21 protein-coding genes and 1 pseudogene are annotated in these 23,794 nt (G+C 68.7%); 12 read left to right on the forward strand and 10 right to left on the reverse strand.

Annotation, left to right across the window (positions count from 1 at the left end; genetic code table 11):
* Positions 1 to 578: 578 nt before the first annotated feature.
* The 4 genes from EBH09_RS17860 (at position 579) to EBH09_RS17875 (ending at position 4,373) form a co-directional block, all read left to right on the forward strand.
* Complete coding sequence (locus EBH09_RS17860; RefSeq protein WP_121747998.1) at positions 579 to 1,256, forward strand: PadR family transcriptional regulator; 678 nt, start codon at positions 579 to 581, stop codon at positions 1,254 to 1,256.
* A gap of 44 nt (positions 1,257 to 1,300) precedes the next feature.
* Complete coding sequence (locus tag EBH09_RS17865) at positions 1,301 to 2,383, forward strand: inositol-3-phosphate synthase (RefSeq protein WP_121747999.1); 1,083 nt, start codon at positions 1,301 to 1,303, stop codon at positions 2,381 to 2,383.
* 78 nt (positions 2,384 to 2,461) lie between these two features.
* Positions 2,462 to 3,724 carry an MFS transporter gene (locus tag EBH09_RS17870; protein ID WP_121748000.1) on the forward strand — a complete coding sequence of 421 codons (1,263 nt, stop codon included), beginning with the start codon at positions 2,462 to 2,464 and terminating at the stop codon, positions 3,722 to 3,724.
* Positions 3,725 to 3,827: 103 nt separating this feature from the next.
* Positions 3,828 to 4,373 (forward strand): hypothetical protein, encoded by a 546-nt coding sequence (locus EBH09_RS17875; RefSeq protein ID WP_121748001.1) that lies wholly within the window; start codon positions 3,828 to 3,830, stop codon positions 4,371 to 4,373.
* A gap of 140 nt (positions 4,374 to 4,513) precedes the next feature.
* Here EBH09_RS17875 and EBH09_RS17880 read toward each other — a convergent pair whose 3' ends face one another.
* Positions 4,514 to 5,959 (reverse strand): CCA tRNA nucleotidyltransferase, encoded by a 1,446-nt coding sequence (locus tag EBH09_RS17880; protein WP_121748002.1) that lies wholly within the window; start codon positions 5,957 to 5,959, stop codon positions 4,514 to 4,516.
* 234 nt (positions 5,960 to 6,193) lie between these two features.
* Between EBH09_RS17880 and EBH09_RS17885 the strand changes: the two genes are divergently transcribed.
* The 7 genes from EBH09_RS17885 to trxA all read left to right on the forward strand — a co-directional run bounded on the left by EBH09_RS17885 (position 6,194) and on the right by trxA (position 16,050).
* Complete coding sequence (locus tag EBH09_RS17885; protein ID WP_121748003.1) at positions 6,194 to 8,590, forward strand: DUF6049 family protein; 2,397 nt, start codon at positions 6,194 to 6,196, stop codon at positions 8,588 to 8,590.
* Positions 8,591 to 8,634: 44 nt separating this feature from the next.
* On the forward strand, positions 8,635 to 11,022 hold the full coding sequence (gene murJ / locus EBH09_RS17890) for a murein biosynthesis integral membrane protein MurJ (protein WP_121748004.1): 2,388 nt from the start codon (positions 8,635 to 8,637) through the stop codon (positions 11,020 to 11,022).
* A gap of 140 nt (positions 11,023 to 11,162) precedes the next feature.
* Positions 11,163 to 12,863, forward strand: a complete 1,701-nt coding sequence (locus EBH09_RS17895; RefSeq protein WP_121748005.1) for a protein kinase family protein — start codon at positions 11,163 to 11,165, stop codon at positions 12,861 to 12,863.
* A 27-nt stretch (positions 12,864 to 12,890) separates the two neighbouring features.
* Positions 12,891 to 13,616 carry an RNA polymerase sigma factor SigM gene (gene sigM / locus EBH09_RS17900; protein ID WP_121748006.1) on the forward strand — a complete coding sequence of 242 codons (726 nt, stop codon included), beginning with the start codon at positions 12,891 to 12,893 and terminating at the stop codon, positions 13,614 to 13,616.
* Positions 13,617 to 13,633: 17 nt separating this feature from the next.
* The gene (locus EBH09_RS17905) at positions 13,634 to 14,545 is read left to right on the forward strand and encodes an anti-sigma factor (RefSeq protein ID WP_121748007.1); all 912 of its coding nucleotides are present in this window, start codon (positions 13,634 to 13,636) and stop codon (positions 14,543 to 14,545) included.
* A 162-nt stretch (positions 14,546 to 14,707) separates the two neighbouring features.
* Entirely contained in the window at positions 14,708 to 15,676 is a 969-nt protein-coding gene (trxB, locus tag EBH09_RS17910) for a thioredoxin-disulfide reductase (protein WP_121748008.1), read from the forward strand.
* 41 nt (positions 15,677 to 15,717) lie between these two features.
* On the forward strand, positions 15,718 to 16,050 hold the full coding sequence (gene trxA, locus EBH09_RS17915) for a thioredoxin (protein ID WP_121748009.1): 333 nt from the start codon (positions 15,718 to 15,720) through the stop codon (positions 16,048 to 16,050).
* A gap of 80 nt (positions 16,051 to 16,130) precedes the next feature.
* Here the strand turns inward: trxA and EBH09_RS17920 are convergent, their stop codons facing one another.
* The 9 genes from EBH09_RS17920 to rpmH all read right to left on the reverse strand — a co-directional run bounded on the left by EBH09_RS17920 (position 16,131) and on the right by rpmH (position 23,107).
* Positions 16,131 to 16,748, reverse strand: coding sequence for a GNAT family N-acetyltransferase (locus EBH09_RS17920; protein WP_121748010.1), 618 nt, complete (start codon positions 16,746 to 16,748; stop codon positions 16,131 to 16,133).
* A gap of 327 nt (positions 16,749 to 17,075) precedes the next feature.
* Positions 17,076 to 18,188, reverse strand: coding sequence for a ParB/RepB/Spo0J family partition protein (locus EBH09_RS17925; RefSeq protein ID WP_121748011.1), 1,113 nt, complete (start codon positions 18,186 to 18,188; stop codon positions 17,076 to 17,078).
* Positions 18,185 to 19,258: a ParA family protein gene (locus EBH09_RS17930; protein WP_193776383.1), complete on the reverse strand. Its 1,074-nt coding sequence runs from the start codon at positions 19,256 to 19,258 to the stop codon at positions 18,185 to 18,187. The genes EBH09_RS17925 and EBH09_RS17930 overlap by 4 nt, the downstream gene beginning before the upstream one ends.
* A 300-nt stretch (positions 19,259 to 19,558) precedes the next feature.
* Entirely contained in the window at positions 19,559 to 20,278 is a 720-nt protein-coding gene (rsmG, locus tag EBH09_RS17935) for a 16S rRNA (guanine(527)-N(7))-methyltransferase RsmG (RefSeq protein WP_121748012.1), read from the reverse strand.
* Between the two features lie 124 nt (positions 20,279 to 20,402).
* Positions 20,403 to 20,915 (reverse strand): R3H domain-containing nucleic acid-binding protein, encoded by a 513-nt coding sequence (locus EBH09_RS17940; protein WP_121748013.1) that lies wholly within the window; start codon positions 20,913 to 20,915, stop codon positions 20,403 to 20,405.
* A 15-nt stretch (positions 20,916 to 20,930) separates the two neighbouring features.
* A complete protein-coding gene (gene yidC / locus EBH09_RS17945) occupies positions 20,931 to 22,202 on the reverse strand; it encodes a membrane protein insertase YidC (protein WP_121748014.1) in 1,272 nt (423 codons plus the stop codon).
* A gap of 3 nt (positions 22,203 to 22,205) precedes the next feature.
* Positions 22,206 to 22,580: a membrane protein insertion efficiency factor YidD gene (gene yidD / locus EBH09_RS17950; RefSeq protein ID WP_121748015.1), complete on the reverse strand. Its 375-nt coding sequence runs from the start codon at positions 22,578 to 22,580 to the stop codon at positions 22,206 to 22,208.
* The gene (rnpA, locus tag EBH09_RS17955) at positions 22,577 to 22,948 is read right to left on the reverse strand and encodes a ribonuclease P protein component (RefSeq protein WP_121748016.1); all 372 of its coding nucleotides are present in this window, start codon (positions 22,946 to 22,948) and stop codon (positions 22,577 to 22,579) included. The genes yidD and rnpA overlap by 4 nt, the downstream gene beginning before the upstream one ends.
* A gap of 21 nt (positions 22,949 to 22,969) precedes the next feature.
* The gene (gene rpmH / locus EBH09_RS17960; protein ID WP_003975051.1) at positions 22,970 to 23,107 is read right to left on the reverse strand and encodes a 50S ribosomal protein L34; all 138 of its coding nucleotides are present in this window, start codon (positions 23,105 to 23,107) and stop codon (positions 22,970 to 22,972) included.
* Positions 23,108 to 23,483: 376 nt separating this feature from the next.
* On the opposite strand from rpmH, the pseudogene dnaA reads away from it, so the two are divergent.
* Positions 23,484 to 23,794 (forward strand): annotated as a pseudogene (dnaA, locus tag EBH09_RS17965) (chromosomal replication initiator protein DnaA); the annotation flags it as partial.

The following is a 23,794-nucleotide window of genomic DNA, read 5'->3' on the forward strand; positions in this document are numbered from 1 at the left end:
CGGCCGCCCTGCGGCGGCCGCCCCCGCCCCGCTGTGCCGCGCGCCGGGCCTCGGCACGACTGCCGTACGGACGCTCCTCGTCCTCCGGACCGTACGAGCCGGACGGAGACCCTGTGGCGCCTCGCGGTGCCGCACGGCGACCGGAGGACGAGCCGGACTGGCCGCGTCGGGCCGCGGCACGTCCGCCTCCCTGCGGCTGCGGCGGTTTGCGACGGTGCTCGCTCATCGAACGACTACTCCTCGGGCAGGCGCACCTTTGCGCGCCTGGTAAAGGCGGCTGGTTTCCGGTCCCCCCGAAGTACGGATGCGGTCCCTTCCGCATTCACCCGTACTGCACCAGGGACAGGGACGCCCCCACGCGTCACTCGGTTCCCTGTGGTCTGCATGGCGCACAGACTACGCACCGCCAAAACCCCCGAGCCTCGAAGTTCACCTCAAATCAGGCAACTTGCACTCGATGAATCCCTGATGTGACCCCGTTCACGAGTTCCCCTCTTGTCGCACGCGGCAGCTCGTTCTATCGTGCTGATGTATCGAGTCGATACATCAGCGCGGCATAAGGACGAGAGGAGGCGACGATGAGCCGACGTTCCGGCATCCTCGAGTTCGCCGTACTCGGCCTGCTCCGCGAATCCCCGATGCACGGCTATGAGCTGCGCAAACGACTCAACACGTCACTGGGTGTGTTCCGGGCGTTCAGCTACGGGACGCTCTACCCCTGCCTCAAGACGCTGGTCGCCAACGGCTGGTTGATCGAGGAACCGGGGAACGTCGACGAGGCCGCCGCGTCCCTCACGGGGCGCCGCGCCAAGATCGTCTACCGGTTGACGGCCGACGGTAAGGAACACTTCGAGCAGCTCCTCTCCCAGACGGGCCCGGACGCTTACGAGGACGAGACCTTCGCCGCTCGCTTCGCGTTCTTCGGGCAGACGTCGCGTGACGTGCGCATGCGCGTGCTCGAGGGCCGGCGCAGTCGGCTGGAGGAGCGCCTGGAGAAGATGAGCGCCTCCTTGGCGCGTACCCGGGAGCGGCTCGACGACTACACGCTTGAGCTCCAGCGCCACGGAATGGAGTCCGTGGAGCGCGAGGTGCGCTGGCTGAACGAGCTCATCGAGAGCGAGCGGGCGGGGCGGGACCTGCGGGGTTCCGCCACGGAGGGGACCGCTCAACAGGACAGGACATCTGGAGCGACGGGCGGCCTGCCCCGGCCCGGGGACGACCCCCGACCGGATACGCCCGGCGACACCACCACGTGAGCGCCCAGTCAGGGCCTCACTCGTACACACAGGGAGCAACCGGAATGGGTTCGGTTCGCGTAGCCATCGTCGGTGTGGGCAACTGCGCCGCATCGCTGGTGCAGGGCGTCGAGTACTACAAGGACGCCGACCCGGCGGCCAAGGTCCCCGGCCTGATGCACGTCCAGTTCGGCGACTACCACGTCAGTGACATCGAGTTCGTCGCCGCCTTCGACGTGGACGCCAAGAAGGTCGGCCTGGACCTCGCGGACGCCATCGGCGCCTCCGAGAACAACACCATCAAGATCTGCGACGTCCCGAACAGCGGCGTCCAGGTCCAGCGCGGTCACACGCACGACGGTCTCGGCAAGTACTACCGCGAGACCATCGAGGAGTCCGCCGAGGCGCCGGTCGACGTCGTCCAGATCCTCAAGGACAAGCAGGTCGACGTTCTCGTCTGCTACCTGCCCGTCGGTTCCGAGGACGCGGCGAAGTACTACGCCCAGTGCGCCATCGACGCCAAGGTCGCCTTCGTCAACGCCCTCCCGGTCTTCATCGCCGGCACCAAGGAGTGGGCGGACAAGTTCACCGAGGCGGGCGTCCCGATCGTCGGCGACGACATCAAGTCGCAGGTCGGCGCCACCATCACGCACCGCGTCATGGCGAAGCTGTTCGAGGACCGGGGCGTCGTCCTGGACCGCACGATGCAGCTGAACGTCGGCGGCAACATGGACTTCAAGAACATGCTCGAGCGCGAGCGCCTGGAGTCCAAGAAGATCTCCAAGACGCAGGCCGTCACCTCCCAGATCCCCGACCGGGACCTGGGCGCGGACAACGTCCACATCGGTCCGTCCGACTACGTCGCCTGGCTGGACGACCGCAAGTGGGCCTACGTCCGCCTGGAGGGCCGCGCGTTCGGTGACGTCCCGCTGAACCTGGAGTACAAGCTCGAGGTCTGGGACTCTCCGAACTCGGCCGGTGTCATCATCGACGCCCTGCGCGCCGCGAAGATCGCCAAGGACCGCGGCATCGGCGGCCCGATCCTCTCCGCGTCGAGCTACTTCATGAAGTCCCCGCCGGTCCAGTACTTCGACGACGAGGCCCGCGCCAACGTCGAGAAGTTCATCGCCGGCGAGGTCGAGCGCTGACAAACGCGGACTCCGGTCCGTCGGGGGTCCCCGGGTCGCATGACCCGGGGACCTTTCCCGTATGTGAGGCTGTGCCCCATGGCCGTCGTCCGTGACCTGCGCGTCCTGCTGCGCCTGAAGGGCTTCCGGCGCCTGCTCGCCGTACGCCTGCTCTCCCAGGGCGCCGACGGTGTCTACCAGGTCGCGCTCGCCACCTATGTGGTCTTCTCGCCGGAGAAGCAGACCTCGCCCGCCGCGATCGCCTCCGCGATGGCGGTCCTGCTGCTCCCGTACTCCCTGGTGGGCCCCTTCGCCGGCGTCCTGCTGGACCGCTGGCGCCGCCGCCAGGTCTTTCTGTACGGCAACCTGCTGCGCGCCGTACTGGCATCGGTGACGGCCCTGCTGATCATCGCCTCCGTCCCGGACTGGCTCTTCTACGTCTCGGCCCTCTGCGTCACCGCCGTCAACCGCTTCGTTCTCGCGGGACTGTCCGCCGCGCTACCGCGTGTGGTGGACGAGGAGCGTCTGGTGATCGCCAACTCGCTCTCTCCGACGGCCGGCACCCTGGCCGCGACGGCCGGCGGCGGCCTCGCCTTCGTCGTGCGCCTGGTGGTCGCGGACTCCGACGCCGCCGTGGTGCTGCTCGGGGCCGCCCTGTACCTGTGCGGGGCGCTGGCGTCCCTTCGCATCGCCGTGGAGCTGCTGGGCCCCGACCCCGCGCTCGTACCGCCTCGGCTGACCTCGGCTCTCGTCGGCGCCGCCCGCGACCTGGTGGCGGGGGTGCGTCATCTCGCCGCGCCCGCACGCCGGGAAGCGGCCTGGTCGCTCGCGGGCATGACACTGATGCGGTTCTGCTACGGCGCCCTGCTGGTGATGCTGCTGATGCTGTGCCGGTACGCCCTGTCCTCGGACACGGACGAAGGGCTCGCTCTGCTGGGGCTGGCGCTGGGCGTCTCCGGCGCGGGCTTCTTCGCGGCCGCGGTGATCACTCCCTGGGCGGCGGGACGGCTCGGGCCCGGCCGCTGGCTGGCGGTGTGCGCGGGGGCCGCCACGGTACTGGTCCCGGCTCTCGGTCTGCCGTTCGCCACCGTGCCGCTGCTCGCCGCGGCGTTCGTCCTGGGCCTGACGACGCAGGGGGCGAAGATCGCGACCGACACGGTCGTGCAGTCCTCGGTCGACGATGCCTTCCGTGGCCGGATCTTCTCCGTGTACGACGTGCTGTTCAACGTCGCCTTCGTCGGCGCCGCCGGGGTGGCCGCGTTGATGCTGCCGCCGGACGGGCGGTCGGTGCCGCTGGTCGCGACGGTCGCCTTGGTCTACGGAGTGGTTGCGACTGCTATGGCCCGGTTTGAAAGCCAGTAAGTGTCACATCAGTGCCACAGAGCCCCACCGGACTACAGAGATGTCAGCGGGACCCGATAGCTTACGTGCGTCTTATCTCGCGCCATGTCCGCGACACGCACCTATGTTTTCAGGGGGACCCCCAGTGACCACTCCGCCGCCGCCCCAGGGCAACCCGTTCGCGCAGGGCCAGCCGCAAGCTCCGCAGCAGCCCCACGGGCAGAACCCCTTCGCCCAGGGTCAGCCGGGTTTCCCGCAGCAGCCCGGCCAGCCCGGCTACCCCCAGCAGGGTGCACCGTACGCCCCGGTCCCACCGCAGCCGGCCCGACGCAAGCCGAGCTTCAAGACGATCAAGAACATCGTCATCGCCGTGATCGTCGTATGTGTGGCCGTCGGTGGTTACATCGCCAGCCGGGACGACGCCACCTCGGCCGCGGTCGGCGACTGCATGCACCGTGGCAGCAGCAGCGACAGCAACCCGGACCTCGAGGTCGTCGACTGCGGCGACTCGAAGGCCCAGTACGTGGTGCTGGCGAAGGTCGAGGGTTCCTACTCCGCTCTCACCGCCGAGAGCAAGTGCTCGGAAGAAGCCAAGGACTTCCAGTACTCGTACACCGAGAGCGGTAGCGGCAGCGACTTCCTGCTCTGCCTGAAGGACTACAAGAAGTAAGGCAGAGGTTCGGGCGCTTCTTGCGGACGGTCCCAGGGGCGGTGTTTCACGTGAAACACCGCCCCTTCGCTTGTTCGGTACCAGCCTCACATTTCGTCACGAGCGTCATGTTTCACGTGAAACATGACGCCGTCCACGACTCACGCCTCCTGCTCGGCCCACCACTCCTTGAGTGCCGCCACCGCCGCGTCGTACTCCATCGGCCCGTTCTCCAAGCGGAGCTCCAGCAGGTGCTTGTAGGCCTGACCGACGGCCGGTCCGGGACGGACGCCGAGGATCTCCATGATCTGGTTGCCATCCAGGTCCGGACGGATCGCGTCCAATTCCTCCTGCTCCTGGAGCTGCGCGATCCGCTCCTCCAGCCCGTCATACGCACGCGACAGCGCCGAGGCCTTCCGCTTGTTGCGGGTCGTGCAGTCCGAACGGGTCAGCTTGTGGAGCCGATCGAGCAGAGGCCCGGCGTCCCGGACATACCGACGTACCGCGGAGTCCGTCCACTCGCCCGTGCCGTAACCGTGGAAACGCAGGTGCAGCTCGACCAGGCGTGAGACGTCCTTCACCAGGTCGTTGGAGTACTTGAGCGCGGTCATGCGTTTCTTCGTCATCTTGGCCCCGACCACTTCGTGGTGGTGGAACGAGACCCGGCCGTCCTTCTCGAAGCGGCGCGTGCGCGGCTTGCCGATGTCGTGCAGCAGGGCCGCAAGGCGCAGGGTCAGGTCGGGGCCCTCGTTCTCCAGGGCCATCGCCTGCTCCAGGACGATGAGTGTGTGGTCGTAGACGTCCTTGTGCCGGTGGTGCTCGTCCCGCTCCAGGCGCAGCGCCGGCAGCTCGGGCAGGACCCGCTCGGCGATACCGGTCTCGACCAGCAGGCTCAGCCCCTTGCGCGGGTGAGAGGAGATGACCAGCTTGTTCAGCTCGTCCCGGACCCGCTCGGCCGAGACGATGTCGATGCGTCCGGCCATGTCCTTCATGGCGGCGACCACCTCGGGAGCCACCTCGAAGTCCAGCTGCGCGGCGAACCGCGCGGCCCGCATCATCCGGAGCGGATCGTCGGAGAAGGAGTCCTCGGGGGTGCCCGGGGTCCGCAGTACACGCGCCGCGAGATCGTCGAGTCCGCCGTGCGGATCGATGAACCTCTTTTCCGGAAGCGCGACGGCCATCGCGTTCACCGTGAAGTCACGCCGGACGAGGTCCTCCTCGATGGAGTCGCCGTACGACACCTCCGGCTTGCGCGAGGTGCGGTCGTACGCCTCCGACCGGTAGGTGGTCACCTCGATCTGCCAGCCGTCCTTCTGCGCCCCGACAGTGCCGAACGCGATCCCGACCTCCCAGACGGCGTCCGCCCAGGGGCGCACGATCTTCAGTACGTCCTGTGGGAGGGCGTCGGTCGTGAAGTCCAGGTCGTTGCCGAGCCGGCCGAGCAACGCGTCCCGGACCGAGCCACCGACCAGGGCAAGAGAGAACCCGGCCTCCTGGAAGCGGCGGGCGAGGTCGTCGGCGACAGGGGCGACCCGCAGCGGTTCGCTCACGGCGCGGGGCTGCTCCTGGCTGAGGGCACTGGGGCTGGCTTCGTTGGCGTTCGGCACAACAGAAGAGGGTACGTGGCCCGAGCGCAGACCGACGTCCCCATTGATCGGGTTGATCACCCACCGAAACCCCCACTTCCACTGCGCTCCCTTTATAGGCGCACATACGGGGCAGCCGCGCTCGGCGGCGGATCTTGTGGCCTACTCCGCGGCACTTCCCCTCGGCGCGCATCGTTACCATTCGTGGACGCACATTCCGACGACCACTGACGACGACGAGGGACGGGCGAGCGCGTGGCCGAGGCGGCAGACTTCCAGGGGACCAGTCCCTCACCTGCCCGCCGGCGGCTACGGCGCACCACGGCGCTGATCGCCGGGGCGCCGCTGCTGGCCGGCCTGGTGCAGCTGCCGGCCGCCGGATCGGCACACGCCGACGGGCGGCCCTCGGCCAAGGCCGACGCAGATTCCGGTTCGGTGGCCGTCGCGGTCGACTCACTCACCCCCTCCGCGCCCACGGGCGGGGACACGGTGACCGTGTCGGGCACCGTGACCAACCACGGCAAGCAGGCCGTCACCGACGCCCACGTGGGCCTGCGCGTGGGGCCCGAGGTCAACACCCGCTCGTCCCTCGACGCGATCGCCAAGGACAGCAACGATCTTCAGGGGACCATCGCCCCGGAGATCGACGACAAGTACACCGAGAAGTTCTCCAAGCTCAGCCCCGGCGTCGCCGAGCACTTCAACATCTCCGTACCGGTCGACGACCTGGACCTGGGCGAGGACGGTGTCTACGAATTCGCCGTCTCGCTGTCCGGGGAGACCTCCGCCCAGCCCTGGGAGCAGATCCTCGGCATCCAGCGGACCTTCCTGCCCTGGCAGCCCGACGAGGCCGATCCCAAAACGAAGACGACGGCTCTGTGGCCGCTCGTGTCGACCACGCACATGGCCGCCGAGACAGGCCCGAACGAGGAGCAGACACCGGTCTTCCTCAACGACGACCTGGCCAAGGAGATTTCCCCCGGGGGCCGGCTGAACCAGATGGTGACTCTGGGCAAGGACCTCGACGTCACCTGGGTGGTCGACCCGGACCTGCTGGCCTCCGTCGACGCGATGACGGGCAGCTACCGCGTCCGGGACGGTGACAAGACGGTCGCCGGCACTCATCAGACGGTCGCCAAGCAGTGGCTCGCCGAGCTGCAGGACGCGGTGGCCGACAAGGAGGTCGTCGCCCTTCCCTTCGCCGACCCGGACCTGGCGTCCCTGGCCCACAACGGCACGGACGTCACCGGATCGCTGAACCAGCTGAAGAGTGCCACGGGTGTCATCGACAACACGGTCGAGCCGATCCTCCACGTGAAGCCGAACACCGACTTCGCCTGGCCCGTGGACGGCGCCGTCGACGGGTCGATCGTCAAGGTCGCCACCTCCGCGGGCGCCGACAAGGTGATCGCCCGCAGCGACAGCCTCCAGGAGACCAGCGGCCTGCCGTACACGCCCTCCGCGGCCCGCCCCATCGGCGGTGGCACGACGGCCGTCGTCGCGGACGCCCGGCTGTCCACCGCGTTCGAGGGCGATCTGACGAGGGCCTCCGCGTCCACGCTCGCGGTGCAGCGGTTCCTCGCCCAGAGCCTGGCCCTGGGTCTCCAGACCGGCAAGCAGCGCAGCGTCGTCATCGCCCCGCAGCGCATGCCCTCCGGGAACCAGGCACGCGCGATGGCCGAGGCGCTGCGGGCTATGCAGGGGGGTACCTGGTCCGAGTCGCAGAAGCTGGCGGCGGCCGCCACGGCCAAGCCGGACCCGGACGCCACCACGAAGGTGCCCGGAACCTCCTCCTACCCCTCGGCGCTGCGCAAGAAGGAACTGCCCAGGACTGCGTTCGTGCAGACCGCGCGGACGCAGGACACGCTCGACAACTTCAAGGTCGTCCTGTCGGACCCGTCCCGGGTGGTGACGCCGTTCGGGCGCGCACTGAACCGGGAGATGTCCGCGTCGTGGCGCGGCCGGGCCGCCGAGGCGGAGTCCTTCCGCGACGGCGTGAGGTTGTACCTCGACGGGCTGACCGGCCGGGTCAGACTGATCGACAAGTCGGAGACGAAGCTCTCCGGTCGCAGCGCCACGATTCCCGTGACGGTGCAGAACAACCTGGTGCAGGACGTCGGCCCCCTGGTCCTGCGGCTCACCTCGACCAACCCGACGCGGCTCGAGATCGATGGCGCCGACTACGAGGAGCAGCCGATCTCGGTCTCCGGCGGTCACAGCCAGTCGGTGAAGTTCACCACGTCGGCCAACGCCAACGGCCGTGCGACGGTGATCGCCCAGCTGTACACGATGGACGGGCGGAAGTACGGCGAGCCCGTCACCTTCGACGTGAAGGTCACCGAGATCACGGCCGCCGTGATGCTCGTCATCGGCGGCGGTGTCCTGCTGCTCGTCCTCGCCGGCTTCCGGATGTACACGCAGCGCAAGCGGGCCGCTGCCCGCGACGCGGAGAAGAGCGAACCCGGCGAGGCGGAGGAGCCCGAGGACTCCGGGAACGGTCCGCAGGACCCGGAAGGCTCCGACGAACGGCTCAGGGAAGAGTCCGAGGCACGCGCCCGGGCAGGCGACCCGGAGCAGCCGAGTGACCCGACACCGGACACCGCAGCGGAAAGCGCCGACCCGTCCGGCACGGGTGAGAGAGTGGACCGTTGAGGATGTCGTGGCCGGTGGGCCCGGGACGATGAGGTGGGGTAACCATGAACGCGCCGTACGACGGTGACCGCGGTCAGGCCGTGGACGGCTCGGGTCACCCCGAGGGCCCGCCGCCGGACCCCGGCCAGGCCCCGCCGCAGCCGCCCGCGGACATGTACCTCCAGGACGCCTACGACCAGGATCCCTACCGGGCGCAGGACCTCTCCGCCCAGGACCCGGTCTCCGAGGCGCTCTACGACCGCGCCGCGCACCCCCCGCCGCCCCCGGGCACGTATCCGCCGCAGCAGCCGCTGTACTCCCAGCCCTCCCAGTCTCCCTACGCCCCCGACCCACGCGTCTGGGCCCAGACCCCGGCCCCCGAACCGGAGGGTCCGACGCAGTACCTGCCGTACGGCGACGACCCGCGGACCACTCAGTTCGTCGGCGTGGACGACCTGGTCACCCAGGCCGGCGAGCAGCGCCACGAGCCGGACGCCTTCGCCCACCTCTTCCGGGACCAGCAGCAGGGCGGCGGCCACCCCTCCTACGACGACCACGCCTCCGTGCCCGCCCCCGCGCCGGCACCGGGCCAGTACGACGGGACACCGGGGCCGGGACAGTACGGCGCGCACCAGGGACCCGACCCGTACGGGAACGCGCCGGCCTACGGTCAGTACGGCAGCCCCGCTCCGGCGCCCGGGCAGCAGCAGCACGCGGCGCCCGCGCCGGGCCAGTACGCGGTGGCGCCCACTCCGGAAGCTGCCGAGGCGCCCCTCCAGGAGCCCGAGCCCGCCGCCGCACCGGCCGCCGCGCCCAAGAAGGGCGGGCGTGCGGGGGGCCTGCTGAAGTCGAGCGCCGTGATGGCGGCGGGCACGATGGTGTCGCGGCTCACCGGGTTCATCCGATCCGCGATGATCGTCTCGGCGCTGGGACTCGCGCTGCTGGGAGAGTCGTTCCAGATCGCCTACCAGCTGCCGACGATGATCTACATCCTGACCGTCGGCGGCGGCCTCAACTCGGTCTTCGTCCCGCAGCTCGTGCGTGCCATGAAGGAGGACAAGGACGGCGGCGAGGCCTACGCCAACCGGCTCCTGACCCTGGTCATGGTCGCCCTCGGGGTGCTCACCGCGCTCGCCATGCTCGCGGCACCGCTGCTGGTTCGCGCGCTGTCGAACCCGGTCGCCTCCAACCCGGCGGCCAACGAGACGGCCGTCACCTTCACCCGGTACTTCCTGCCGTCCATCTTCTTCATGGGCGTCCACGTGGTGATGGGGCAGATCCTCAACGCCCGCGGCCGGTTCGGCGCGATGATGTGGACCCCGGTCCTGAACAACATCGTCATCATCGTCACGCTCGGCACGTTCATCTGGGTCTACGGCACCGCCGGCGACTCCGGCATGACGGTCCAGAGCATCCCGCCGGAAGGCGAGCGGCTGCTCGGCGTCGGCGTACTCCTCGGCCTCGTGGTCCAGGCCCTGGCGATGATCCCCTACCTGCGCGAGACCGGATTCAAGCTGCGGCTGCGGTTCGACTGGAAGGGTCACGGCCTGGGCAAGGCCGCGATGCTCGCCAAGTGGACGATCCTCTTCGTCCTCGCCAACCAGGCCGGCGCCCTCGTCGTCACCCAGCTGGCCACGGCGTCGGTCACGGACACCAACATCCCCGGCACCGGCTTCAGCGCCTATGCCAACGCCCAGCTGATCTGGGGCCTGCCGCAGGCCATCATCACCGTCTCCCTGATGGCCGCGCTGCTGCCCCGCATCTCGCGCTCGGCATCCGAGAACGACGGTGGCGCGGTCCGCGACGACATCTCCCAGGGCCTGCGCACGACGGCCGTCGCGATCGTGCCGGTCTCCTTCGGTTTCGTCGCCCTCGGCATCCCGATGTGCACGCTGATCTTCGGCTCCTCGGGCACGGGCGCTGCCACCAACATGGGCTACATGCTGATGGCCTTCGGCCTCGGTCTCGTCCCGTACTCCGTGCAGTACGTCGTCCTGCGCGCCTTCTACGCCTACGAGGACACCCGGACGCCCTTCTACAACACGGTCATCGTGGCCGCGGTCAACGCCACTGCCGCAGGGCTCTGTTACGTGCTGCTCCCGGCTCGCTGGGCAGTCGTAGGCATGGCCGCCTCCTACGGCCTGGCCTACGTGATCGGCGTGGGCATCGCCTGGCGCAGGCTCCGCAAGCGGCTCGGCGGGGACCTGGACGGCGCCCGGGTGCTGCGGACGTACGCCCGGCTGTGCATCGCGTCCGTTCCGGCCGCCCTGCTCAGCGGTGCGGCCTGCTACGCGATCAGCCGTGCGCTCGGCCAGGGCGTACTGGGGTCGTTCGCGGCGCTGCTGGCCGGCGGGCTGCTCCTGTTCGGCGTCTTCTTCGTCGCCGCCCGCCGGATGCGTATCGAGGAAGTCAACTCGCTGGTCGGCATGGTGCGCGGACGCCTGGGACGCTGAGACCCGGGGTAGGCGCACAACCATCGTCCGCCGCCGTGTGTCGTGCATAGCGCCGGACTGTGGGCACAATTGGGTTCGGCGTCGGACTGCGCGCATCGGGAGTCGGCCGGCGCGCATCGAATGGGGAGGCAGGAACGACGGTGGCGGAACGGAGCACAGCTGCCGTCGACGTGGCAGACAACAGCGGCGATGAGCCGCTGACCGCCCAGGCGGACCAGTCCACGGCCGACGGGGTGGCCAACAACCGGGAGCGGGAAACGGACAGCGACGAGGCACAGGGGAGCCCCACGAGCGAGGATTCCGGCAAGGCCTCGCCTCCCGAACTGCACAGCGGGCACAAACTCGCCAGACGCTACCGCCTCGAGGAGTGCGTCACCCGTCTGGACGGCTTCAGCAGTTGGCGGGCCGTCGACGAGAAACTCCGCCGCGCCGTCGGGGTCCACATCCTTCCGGCGGACCACTCACGCGCCCGCTCCGTGCTGGCCGCGGCACGTTCCTCCGCCCTTCTCGGCGACCCCCGCTTCGTCCAGGTCCTCGACGCCGTCGAGGACAACGACATCGTCTACGTGGTGCACGAGTGGCTCCCCGACGCCACCGAGCTGACCGCTCTGCTCGCCTCCGGCCCGCTGGAGGTGTACGACGCCTACCAGATGGTGAGTCAGGTCGCGGGTGCCATGGCGGCTGCCCACCGGGAGGGTCTCGCCCATCTGCGCCTGAGCCCCACCGCGGTGCTGCGGACGTCGACGGGCCAGTGGCGGATCCGCGGACTCGCCGTCAACGCCGCGCTGCGCGGCATCAGTTCCGACACCCCGCAGCGCACCGACACCGAGGCGATCGGTGCCCTGCTGTACGCCACGCTCACCCAGCGCTGGCCGTACGAGAGCGACGCCCACGGTCTGGCCGGTCTGCCCAAGGACATCGGGCTGATCCCCCCGGACCAGGTCCGCGCGGGTGTCCACCGCGGCCTGTCCGAGCTTGCCATGCGGGCACTCGTCAACGACGGCGCCACCGCCTCCCGCCACGAGTCTCCGTGCACCACGCCGGAGGAACTGGTGAAGGCGATCGGCGAGATGCCACGCATTCGCCCGCCGGAGCCTGCCTACACCGCGCCGTCCGCGTACCAGCGCACGGCCTACCAGCAGGGTGCCTATGGCCGCCCGGCACCGCACCCCGGTGTCACCCAGCCGGTGCAGACCCCGCCGCCCCCGCTGCAGAGCCGCACCGGCAAGGCACTGAAGTGGAGCGTCTCCGCTCTGCTGATCGCCGCGCTCGGCCTGGGCAGCTGGCAGCTCGCGGACGCCATCATGGAACGGGGCGGCAAGGCGGACGACCAGAACCAGACGCAGACGACGGATGGCGACAACGACAAGAACCCGAAGGTCCCGGTGGCCGGCAAACCGGTCCCCATCGTGGGCGCCCAGGACTTCGACCCCTTCGGCGACCAGTCCGAGAAGCCGTCCGAGATAGGGAACGTCTACGACGACAGCATGTCCAGCTATTGGCAGACGGACTACTACCTCAGTTCCGACTTCGGCCGCCTCAAGCCAGGGGTCGGCGTCATCGTGGACCTTGGCAAGGTCCAGCAGGTTGGAAAGGTGACCGTCACCTTTGTCGGAAGCACGTCCGTCGAACTCCGCAGCGCGAGCAAGGACGCCACCGCAGAACCGGCGTCCTTCGACGAGTACCGCAAGGTTGCCGAGGGCTCGGGCACCACGGTGGAACTCAAGCCGGGCAAGGCTGTCCAGAGCCGGTACCTCCTGGTGTGGCTCACAGATGATCTGCCGATGCAGTCGGACGGGAAATGGCGCGGCCGCCTGGCGGACGTCAAGGTGACCAGCTGACGGCATCTGCCGCAAGGAGGGGGCGCGATGGCGGGCAGCGCGAGTCGTGACGGCGTGAGCGATCAGGACCTCCTCGCCCGCCACGTCGAAGGTGATCCCGACGCCTTCGGTGAGCTCGTGCGCCGTCACCGGGACCGGCTCTGGGCGGTGGCCCTGCGGACGCTGGGGGATCGGGAGGAAGCCGCTGACGCCGTTCAGGACGCGCTCGTCTCCGCCTACCGCGCCGCTCACACCTTCCGCGGACAGGCAGCCGTCACGACGTGGCTGCACCGGATCACGGTGAACGCCTGCCTGGACCGCGCCCGCAAGGCCGCCTCCCGGAAGACCGCTCCCGTCGACGACACCGAGCGCCTGGAGCAGCTGCTGGAGCCGCACGAGTCGGCCTCGGCGCCCGCCGAGCGCAACGACCTGCACCGCCAGCTGCTGGAGGCGCTGGGCACCCTGCCGGCCGACCAACGGGCGGCCCTCGTCCTGGTGGACATGCAGGGTTACCCCGTCGCGCAGGCCGCCCGGATCCTCGACGTGCCGACCGGCACGATCAAAAGCCGGTGCGCCCGGGGCAGAGCCAGACTCCTGCCGCTCCTCACCCACCTGCGCCCGGACGGCAGCGGCGAGGACACGGAGCCGGGTGCGAAACGGAACCGGACGCAGGGGCCATCCGTCCCACCCGCAGCGGGACCGCACCGTGTGGGCCCCCCGGACGCGGGGCCGAGCGATTCAGCCGTAGTGAAGGGCGGAGGTGGACGAGCGTGACGTCGTCGACGACAGACATGACCGGGCACCCGGACGTCGCGGAGATCTCCGACCTCGCCGAAGGCCTGCTCCCGCCGTCCCGGACCGCGGAGGTACGGCAGCACCTGGAGACCTGCGAGCTCTGCGCGGACGTATTCGCGTCCCTGGAGGAGATCCAAGGGCTACTCGGCACGCTACCCGGGCCGACGATGATGCCCGACGACGTGGCCGGCCGAATCGATGCCGCTCTGGCGGCCGAGGTGCTGCCGAGCGCCACCGTGCCGGACTCCCTGGAGCCGGCACCGACACCGACGCCTGCCGCTGCCGCGCCCGCCGCATCCGACAGGAACGACGGGAACGACACCGCGCATCGTGTTTCACGTGAAACATCGACCACGACGGATCGCCCCTCCGGGCACGCCCGTCCATCCTCCACCGGGCCGGGCCGCAAGGGCCGCAAGCGAATCGGGCGGCGCAGGATCGCCGTACTCGGTGCCGTGGCCGCCGCTGCCGCCATCGGGCTCGGCTCCGTGATCGTCTCCTCGGTCACCGGGGGCAGCCCGTCCGACGACACCGCGCTTGCGGACACCTTCTCCGAAGGAAAGTTGCAGGAGCAGGTCGCTTCTCTCATCGCCGACGACCAGGGCGGCGCGCAGAACGGACCGCGTACACCGCGCAGCTTCGGCATGGAGTCCGAGACCGGTGGTGAGAACCGCGTTTTCAAGCAGCCGACGGTTCCCGAATGCATCCGCCAGGGCATCGGACGCGACGACGCGGCGCTGGCCACGAAGGACGGCGTCTACAAGGGCAAGGAAGCACTCCTCGTGGTGCTGCCCGACGCCTCCAACGACAGCCGAGTGACCGCCTACATCGTCGAGTCGGCGTGTGTGGCTCAGCCAGCTGTCAGCAAGGCCGAGATCCTTTTGAAGCACTCCTACGCTCGCTCCTGAGCGCTCGCGTCCCTCCCCCTTTCCGTGTGCCCGGTCCCTCGACTCCGTGTGCCCGGGCACAGCGGGAATGCGCGCCCCGTAGGATCCGTTGGGTGGGGTGAGAGCTCCGAGAGAAGCTCCACCCGGCCCTGAAGACGCAGTCCAGAGACGAGGAATGAAGCCGTGAGCGACGTCCGAAACGTGATCATCATCGGCTCCGGGCCCGCCGGCTACACGGCGGCGCTCTACACCGCGCGCGCGTCGCTGAAGCCGCTGGTGTTCGAGGGCGCCGTCACCGCGGGTGGTGCCCTGATGAACACCACCGAGGTGGAGAACTTCCCGGGCTTCCAGGACGGCATCATGGGCCCCGAGCTCATGGACAACATGCGTGCCCAGGCCGAGCGCTTCGGTGCCGAGCTGATCCCGGACGATGTCGTCGCCGTCGACCTGAGTGGCGAGATCAAGAAGGTCACCGACACCGCGGGTACCGTCCACCAGGCCAAGGCCGTCATCATCACCACCGGTTCCCAGCACCGCAAGCTCGGCCTGCCCAACGAGGACGCCCTCTCCGGCCGCGGCGTCTCCTGGTGCGCGACCTGCGACGGCTTCTTCTTCAAGGACCAGGACATCGCCGTGATCGGCGGCGGTGACACCGCGATGGAAGAGGCCACGTTCCTCTCCCGCTTCGCCAAGTCCGTCACGATCGTCCACCGCCGTGACACGCTGCGCGCGTCCAAGGCGATGCAGGAGCGCGCCTTCGCCGACCCCAAGATCTCGTTCGTCTGGGACAGCGAGGTCGCCGAGGTCCAGGGCGACCAGAAGCTGTCGGGCCTGAAGCTGCGCAACGTCAAGACCGGCGAGCTGTCGGACCTGGCGGTGACCGGCCTGTTCATCGCGATCGGTCACGACCCGCGTACCGAGCTCTTCAAGGGCCAGCTCGACCTGGACCCGGAGGGCTACCTGAAGGTCGACGCCCCGTCGACCCGCACCAACCTGACCGGCGTCTTCGGCGCCGGAGACGTGGTCGACCACACCTACCGCCAGGCGATCACCGCCGCCGGCACCGGATGCTCCGCCGCCCTCGACGCCGAGCGCTTCCTCGCCGCGCTCACCGACGAGGACAAGGCCGAGCCCGAGAAGACCACTGTCTGACCCCCATCCGCCCCACGCATCAACCAGTTAAGGAGCCCGCCGTGGCCGGCACCCTGAAGCAAGTGACAGACGACTCCTTCGAGCAGGACGTCCTCAAGAACGACAAGCCCGTTCTGGTGGACTTCTGGGCCGCCTGGTGCGGTCCGTGCCGTCAGATCGCGCCGTCCCTCGAGGCCATCGCCGCCGAGTACGGCGACAAGATCGAGATCGTCAAGCTCAACATCGACGAGAACCCGGGTACGGCCGCCAAGTACGGCGTCATGTCCATCCCGACCCTGAACGTCTACCAGGGCGGCGAGGTCGCCAAGACCATCGTCGGCGCCAAGCCGAAGGCCGCGATCGTTCGCGACCTCGAGGACTTCATCGCCGACTGATGTTTCACGTGAAACACGAATGGGCCGACCCGGACGGGTCGGCCCATTCGCTTTGCAGCGGTCCTCCGCACTGCACTCCGCTACAGCGGTCGCAACGCGGGTTCCTTCTGGACGGCTCCGAGCAGCCGGTCCAGTGCCATCTCCACGTCTTCCTTCCAGGACAGCGTGGACCGGAGGTCCAGCCGCAGCCGCGGATGGCTGGGATGGGGCCGAACCGTCTTGAAGCCCACAGCCAGCAGATGGTCCGCCGGCAGGACGCAGGCGGGCTCCTTCCAGCGGGCGTCCCCGAACGCCTCGATCGCCTTGAAGCCCCGGCGCAGAAGATCCTTGGCGACCGTCTGAACCATCACCCGGCCCAGGCCTTGCCCCTGATAGCCCGGCATCACGAAGGCGGTCATCAACTGCACAGCGTCGGACGAGACGGGGCTCGTCGGAAACGCAGTCGAACGCGGTACGTATGCGGGAGGCGCGTAGAGGACGAAGCCCACCGGGACGTCGTCGACGTAGACCACCCGGCCGCATGATCCCCAGTCCAGCAGGACGGCGGAAATCCAGGATTCCTTCTCCAGGGTGGGCGTGCCCGCCTTTACCGCGGCTTCGCCGCTGACGGGATCCAGCTCCCAGAAGACACACGAGCGACAGCGCTGGGGAAGGTCCTGAAGGTTGTCCAGCGTGAGCGGTACGAGCCGGCGCCCCATGAAGGCTGTTCCTCGCTTCCTTCGCCCGCCGCGTCGCGGGCGGCTGTCAGAGCGCTCCGTTCCCTGAGCAGGCTGCCGATGAACCCACCGACCGCGCCCAGCCCCAAGCCCGCGCTCACCAGTCCGGTGCGGCTCATCGATCGCATGGCCCCTGCCTTCCTCTCAGAGGTGCTGCCAGGTGCTTGCGCCTTCCCGATCGCATCGTATCCACGATGCCGTGACCCCGACACCGACGGAAAGCAAAGGGCGGGCCGTGTCCCGGTACGCACCGGACACGACCCGCCCCATCGGCCGGTGGAGCACGGACGCGCTCCACCGGCCCGAGTCCTAGGAGTCGGACTCTTCCGCTTCGCCCTCCAGAAGGCCCTTCTGCAGCACGGGCCCTTCACCAGGAGCGAGACTCCCAAGGATTCGCTCAAGATCCTCCATGGAAGCGAACTCCACGGTGATCTTGCCCTTCTTCTGTCCCAGGTCGACCTTCACTCGCGTCTCGAACCGGTCCGAGAGCCGCGTCGCCAGATCAGAGAGCGCCGGCGAGACCAGAGAACCGGCCCGCGGGCCCTTGGCCCGCTGCGTCTTCTGCGGCCGGGACCCCATCAGGGTCACGATCTCCTCGACCGACCGCACCGAGAGCCCTTCGGCCACGATCCGATGAGCCAGCCGGTCCTGGTCCTCCGGGTCCTCCACGGAGAGCAGCGCACGCGCGTGTCCGGCGGAGAGCACCCCGGCAGCCACCCGGTTCTGCACCTTCGGCGAGAGCTTCAGCAGACGCAGCGTGTTGGAGACCTGCGGGCGGGAACGGCCGATGCGGTCCGCCAGCTGGTCGTGCGTGCAGTTGAAGTCCTTCAGCAGCTGGTCATAGGCGAAGGCCTCTTCCAGCGGGTTCAGCTGAGCCCGGTGAAGGTTCTCCAGCAGTGCGTCCAGGAGGAGCTTCTCGTCCTCCGTGGCCCGCACGATCGCCGGGATGGTCTCCATTTCCAGTTCCCGGCACGCCCGGAACCGGCGCTCACCCATGATGAGCTCGTAACGCCCGGGCCCCGTCTGCCGGACGACGACGGGCTGGAGGAGGCCAACCTCGCTGATGGAGGTGACCAGCTCGGCCAGCGCGTCGTCGTCGAAGTCCTTACGCGGCTGCTTCGGGTTCGGCGTGATGGAGTCGAGCGGGACCTCCGCGAAGTGCGCCCCCACGGGTGACCTGAGCGAGTCCACACCACTCGGTGCCGTACTGGATGCAGCCGACTCCTCTGTTTCGCGTGGAACAGGCGGCAGCGTGGTTACCTTCGCCGCGGCCACACCGCGGTCGTTCGGCAGCAGGGGCATCGCCCCCGGGGACGCGGAAGCCGCGTTCCCGAGCGCCGCCGACGCCACCGACTTCTCCGTCGGAGCATTGGGGATCAGTGCGCCCAGCCCTCGGCCCAGCCCCCTCCGTCGCTCACTCACTGGATCCCCTCCACCATGCTCGGGTCGTTCTGTGCGCCGATATGGGCTTGCGTCGCGTCGTAGCTGACGCCCACGCCCTTCAGCGCGACCTCGCGTGCCGCCTCCAGATAGGAGAGGGCTCCGCTCGATCCTGGATCGTAGGTCAGTACCGTCTGCCCATAGCTCGGGGCCTCGGAGATACGGACCGAGCGAGGAATGCTCGTCCGCAGTACCTCGTCGCCGAAGTGGCTGCGCACCTCGTCGGCGACCTGGGATGCAAGCCGCGTCCGGCCGTCGTACATGGTGAGCAGGATCGTCGACACATGCAGGGTGGGGTTGAGGTGCCCGCGAACCAGGTCGACGTTGCGCAGCAGCTGTCCCAGCCCCTCCAGCGCGTAGTACTCGCACTGGATCGGGATCAGCACCTCCTGGCCCGCGACGAGCGCGTTGACCGTCAGCAAGCCGAGGGAGGGCGGGCAGTCGATGAGGATGTAGTCCAGCGGCTGCTCGTATGCCTGGATCGCCCGCTGCAGCCGGCTCTCCCGCGCCACCAGAGAGACCAGCTCGATCTCCGCACCGGCGAGATCGATGGTGGCGGGCGCGCAGAAGAGGCCCTCGACGTCGGGAACCGGCTGGACCACCTCCGAGAGCGGCCTGCTCTCGACCAGCACGTCGTAGATGGATGGGACGTCGGCGTGGTGGTCGATGCCCAGCGCGGTGGAGGCGTTGCCCTGCGGGTCGAGGTCGACGACCAGGACCCGGGCACCGTGCAGAGCAAGCGACGCGGCGAGGTTGACGGTCGTCGTCGTCTTGCCCACACCGCCCTTCTGATTGGCGACCACCATGACCCTGGTCTGCTCGGGCCGCGGCAATCCCTCGCCGGCGCGGTCCAAGGCTTCCACCGCCAGTTGGGCAGCACGACCGATCGGAGTGTCGTCCATCGGAGGCGGTGTTTCACGTGAAACATCCGCCCCCATCGACTCGGTACGGGGACCGGGGACCGGATCGGTCATCGGTCCCGCGATATTGGCGTCGGACCGCAAGGATTCACTCTCCTCGACTTCAGGCTCGCAGTGAACAGAGCCTCCCATGTCTTCGGGGTCATGAACCAGTGAGGCCTGGCCTTCTGTGGAGAAATCCACCTCTGTGGACAACTCTCCGCCCTCTCCGAGCGACCCGAGAGGCTTTCGATCGCGAGGGTCGGCCGCGGCGCGGCCGCGACTGATGATGCCGTGCAGCAGTGAGCGACGTTTCACGTGAAACACGATGCACAGCAGCCGTTGCCGAAATGCCGCGACACTCCGGCATGCATAGGTTCGGCAGCTTGTGTGGAGTACGGCTCACCATCAGGGACGCATCAGCGCCGTCGGTGCCGCAGCAACCAAATGAGGCTATCCGCGACGCCGCCGGGCACGTCCCGTCCGGGCCGCCTTGGCCCGCTTGGCAGCGAAACGCACGCCCCCCGGACTCTCCCCGACCTCGACCCGCACCACGGTGGACATGGGGTCCACGACCCCCTCGCCGACATGCAGGATGGACGTCTCCACGGCACCCAGCTTGCTCAGCGCCGTGGCCGCGGCCTTCAGTTCCTCCTCGGCCGTGTCGCCCTTGAGAGCGAGCATCTCGCCGTACGGGCGCAGCAGCGGGACCCCCCACGTGGCCAGACGGTCCAGCGGAGCAACGGCACGGGCGGTCACCACATGCACCGGCGGCATCTTCCCCATGACCTCCTCGGCCCGGCCACGCACGACGGTGACATGGTCCAGGCCCAGCAGCTCCACGACCTCGGTCAGGAAGTTCGTGCGCCGCAGCAGCGGCTCCAGAAGGGTGATCTTCAGGTCCTCCCGGACGAGCGCCAGTGGGATCCCCGGCAATCCGGCGCCCGAACCGACGTCGCACACCGTCACACCCTCGGGCACGACCTCCGAGAGTACCGCGCAGTTGAGCAGATGCCGCTCCCACAGGCGGGGAACCTCACGCGGACCGATCAGACCGCGCTTCACCCCTGCCTCGGCGAGCAGTTCCGCGTAGCGGACCGCGTCCGCGTACCGATCGCCGAACACTTCACGTGCCTGCTCGGGCACAGGGGGAAGCTCCGCTGCCTCCGTCACGGGGACCGTCCTTCCGTACGGCACCGGCGCACCAGTCGCCGCTATCAGAACCACCAGAACTATCAGGCTGACAAAGTTCGGCCCCGCCTGCGCAACAGACGGGGCCGGAGAACGAGAGGACCGATCAGGCAGGAAGCACGACGACGAAGCGCTCCGGCTCCTCGCCCTCGGACTCGCTGCGCAGCCCCGCCGCCTTGACCGCGTCGTGCACGACCTTGCGCTCGAACGGTGTCATCGGCTTCATTCGCACGGACTCGCCGCTGCTCCTGACCTCGGCCGCGGCCTTGGCGCCCAGCTCGGAGAGCTCGGCCCGCTTCGTGGCCCGGTAACCCGCGATGTCGAGCATCAGCCGACTGCGGTCGCCGGTCTCCCGGTGCACGGCCAGGCGCGTGAGCTCCTGCAGAGCCTCCAGCACCTCGCCGTCCCGGCCGACCAGCTTCTGCAGGTCACGGCTGTTCGTATCGCTGATGATCGAGACAGAGGCACGGTCGGCCTCGACGTCCATGTCGATGTCGCCGTCAAGGTCGGCGATGTCGAGCAGACCCTCCAGGTAGTCCGCGGCGATCTCGCCCTCGTTCTCGAGGCGAGTAAGGGTGTCTGCGCCCTCGGCAGCGGCGGAGGTGGTGCCTTCCGTCACGGGATGGACTCCTTCTTACTTCTTCGACGGGGACTTGGGCCGCTGCGGGCCCTTGCGCTGTCCGGACTGGGCCTTGCTGCGGCCACCGCCGCCGGATTTCTGCGCCGGCTTCTTGGCGGCGGCAGGCTTGCCGTCCTGCGGCTCGTCCGACTTGGTCAGCGAGGTCTTGGGCTCGGACTCGCCGGCCGCCTTCACGGACTGGCGCTGAGACTTGCTCTGCCGCTTGGGCTGCTGACGCTTGGGCGTGGCCGGAGTGGCCACGGTCGCGCCGTCCTCGGACTGGGCGGCGACGGCGGTGTCGCTCTTCAGCACGGTGCCGTCGGCCTGAGCCGCCAGGCCCGCCTTGTTCAGACCGTTGATGAACTTCCGCTCGAACTCGTTGCGGTCCCGGCCCTTGGCGACGATGGCCTTGACGATGGCCTTCTCACCACGGCCACGCGTCTTGCCGTGCTGGGTGACGCTCTTGTGCAGGCGCTCCAGGTAGGACGCCTGGGCCTTGGAACCCGGTGTCGGGTTGTTGCGGATGACGTACATCTGCTGACCCATGGTCCACACGTTCGTGGTGAGCCAGTAGACAAGGACACCGACGGGGAAGTTGATGCCGAAGACGGCGAACATGACCGGGAAGACGTACATCAGCATCTTCTGCTGCTGCATGAACGGGGTCTTCACCGTCGTGTCGACGTTCTTGGTCATCAGCTGGCGCTGGGTGAAGAACTGCGACGCCGACATCAGCACGATCATGATCGCGGTGACGACCCGGACGTCCGTCAGCGAGGACCCGAGGGCCTCCACCTTGGAAGCGCCGTCGGTGAACTTCGATGCCAGCGGCGCACCGAAGATGTGGGCCTTCTGGGCACTCTCCAGCAGGCGGTCGTTGATCACACCGATGGTGTCGTTCGACGCGATGCTGTTGAGCACGTGGTACAGGGCGAAGAAGAACGGGGACTGCGCCAGGATGGGAAGGCACGAGGAGAGCGGGTTGGTGCCCGTCTCCTTGTACAGCTTCATCATCTCTTCGGACTGACGCTGCTTGTCGTTCTTGTAGCGCTCCTGGATCTTCTTCATCTCCGGCTGGAGCGTCTGCATCCCGCGCGTCGCCTTGATCTGCTTCACGAAGAGCGGGATCAGGCAGATACGGATGAGGATCACCAGGGACACGATGGACAGGCCCCAGGCCCATCCGGTGTCCGGGCCGAAGATGGCGCCGTACACGCTGTGGAACTGGACGATGACCCAGGAGACAGGTGTCGTGATGAAGCTGAAGAGGCTGGCAATCGTGTCCACTAATCATGCTCCTTGGGCATGGGACTGGGTCTCTGCGGCCGGGCTCGAAGGACCGGACGGACTCGCGTGAGAAGCCTGTCCTTCGATGGCCGGTTCGGCGGCGGAGGGCCCGCCCTTGCGTGCACGCCACGCGTCACGCAGCATTTCGTGCCACCGCGGGCGCTTACGCGGCGGAACATGGTCCACGCCGCCCAGCGACCACGGATTGCACCGCAGGATGCGCCAAGCGGTGAGCGCCGTGCCCTTGAGAGCACCGTGCCGGTCGACGGCCGTGTAGCCGTAGTGGGAACACGACGGGTAGTACTTGCACACCGGCCCCAGCAGGGGACTGATCGTCCACTGGTACAGCTTGATCAGAGCCAGCAGCGGGTACTTCATCGCGCGCCCCCTCCCAGTAGCCGCTCCAGGGCGGCGTCCAGGTCTTGGGCCAGCTGTGCATGGTCGGCGTCACCCGCACCGGGTAGCGCTCGTACGACTACCAGGCTACCGGGGGGAAACAGGTCGATCCGGTCGCGCATCAGATGGCGAAGCCTGCGCTTCACCTTGTTGCGCACCACCGCACCACCCACAGCTTTGCTCACGACGAAACCCGCACGTGTCGGGGGAGCGCTCTCCCCAGGCGCGTGCGGGTCCGTGGCACCGCTTCGAAGGTGGACGACGAGGGCCGGGCGGCCGGCCCGGCGACCTCGTCGTACCGCGGTCGCGAAGTCCTCGCGCCGCCTCAGCCGGTTCTCGGTGGGCAGCACGATGTCATGACCTGACCGGGATCAGGCGGACAGACGGGCGCGACCCTTGCTACGGCGAGTCGCGAGAATCGCGCGGCCGGCACGGGTACGCATACGCAGCCGGAAACCGTGGGTCTTCGCGCGGCGACGGTTGTTCGGCTGGAAGGTGCGCTTGCTCACTCGGGGGCTCCAGAAAGAATCGGGGTTGGCGGGGTGCCGTCCTGGCTGTCACCGTGCGCCCACGAGTAGCTCGCGTTACGCCCGAGTGCACCGCTTTTCGATCACCTTGTACGTGACCTGTGCCCATCGGAGGCAGGCGGCAGCAGCCATCGACAACTCGACCTGGTTACGGTACGTGGGACTGCGCCATTCGGTCAAACCAGCGGTGACCGGCAGACACTTGTCCACAGGCTGGGGACAACAACTTGAACCCTACCGGCCACGCTGACTACCGTGACTGGACTCCGATTCGTTCCCTTATCCCTGCCCCACTCGAGTTTCATCCCGACCCGTCCCCGAATCACACCTTCGAGGGACTCGTGAGAGAGCGTGCCCTGTGGCTGACGTACCTGCCGATCTTGCCGCAGTGTGGCCACGCGTACTGGAGCAACTTCTCGGGGAGGGCCGCGGGCAGGGTGTCGAGTCGAAGGACGAGCACTGGATCCGGCGCTGCCAGCCCCTCGCGCTGGTCGCCGACACCGCTCTGCTCGCCGTACCGAACGAATTTGCGAAAGGCGTACTGGAGGGCCGCCTCGCCCCCGTCGTCAGCGAGACCCTGAGCCGCGAATGCGGCCGGCCGATCCGCATCGCGATCACCGTCGACGACACCGCCGGCGACCCCGCGCCGCCCGCCCCGCAGGCGCAGCC

This window comes from Streptomyces sp. E2N166 (assembly GCF_003671715.1).
Classification (GTDB): domain Bacteria; phylum Actinomycetota; class Actinomycetes; order Streptomycetales; family Streptomycetaceae; genus Streptomyces; species Streptomyces thinghirensis.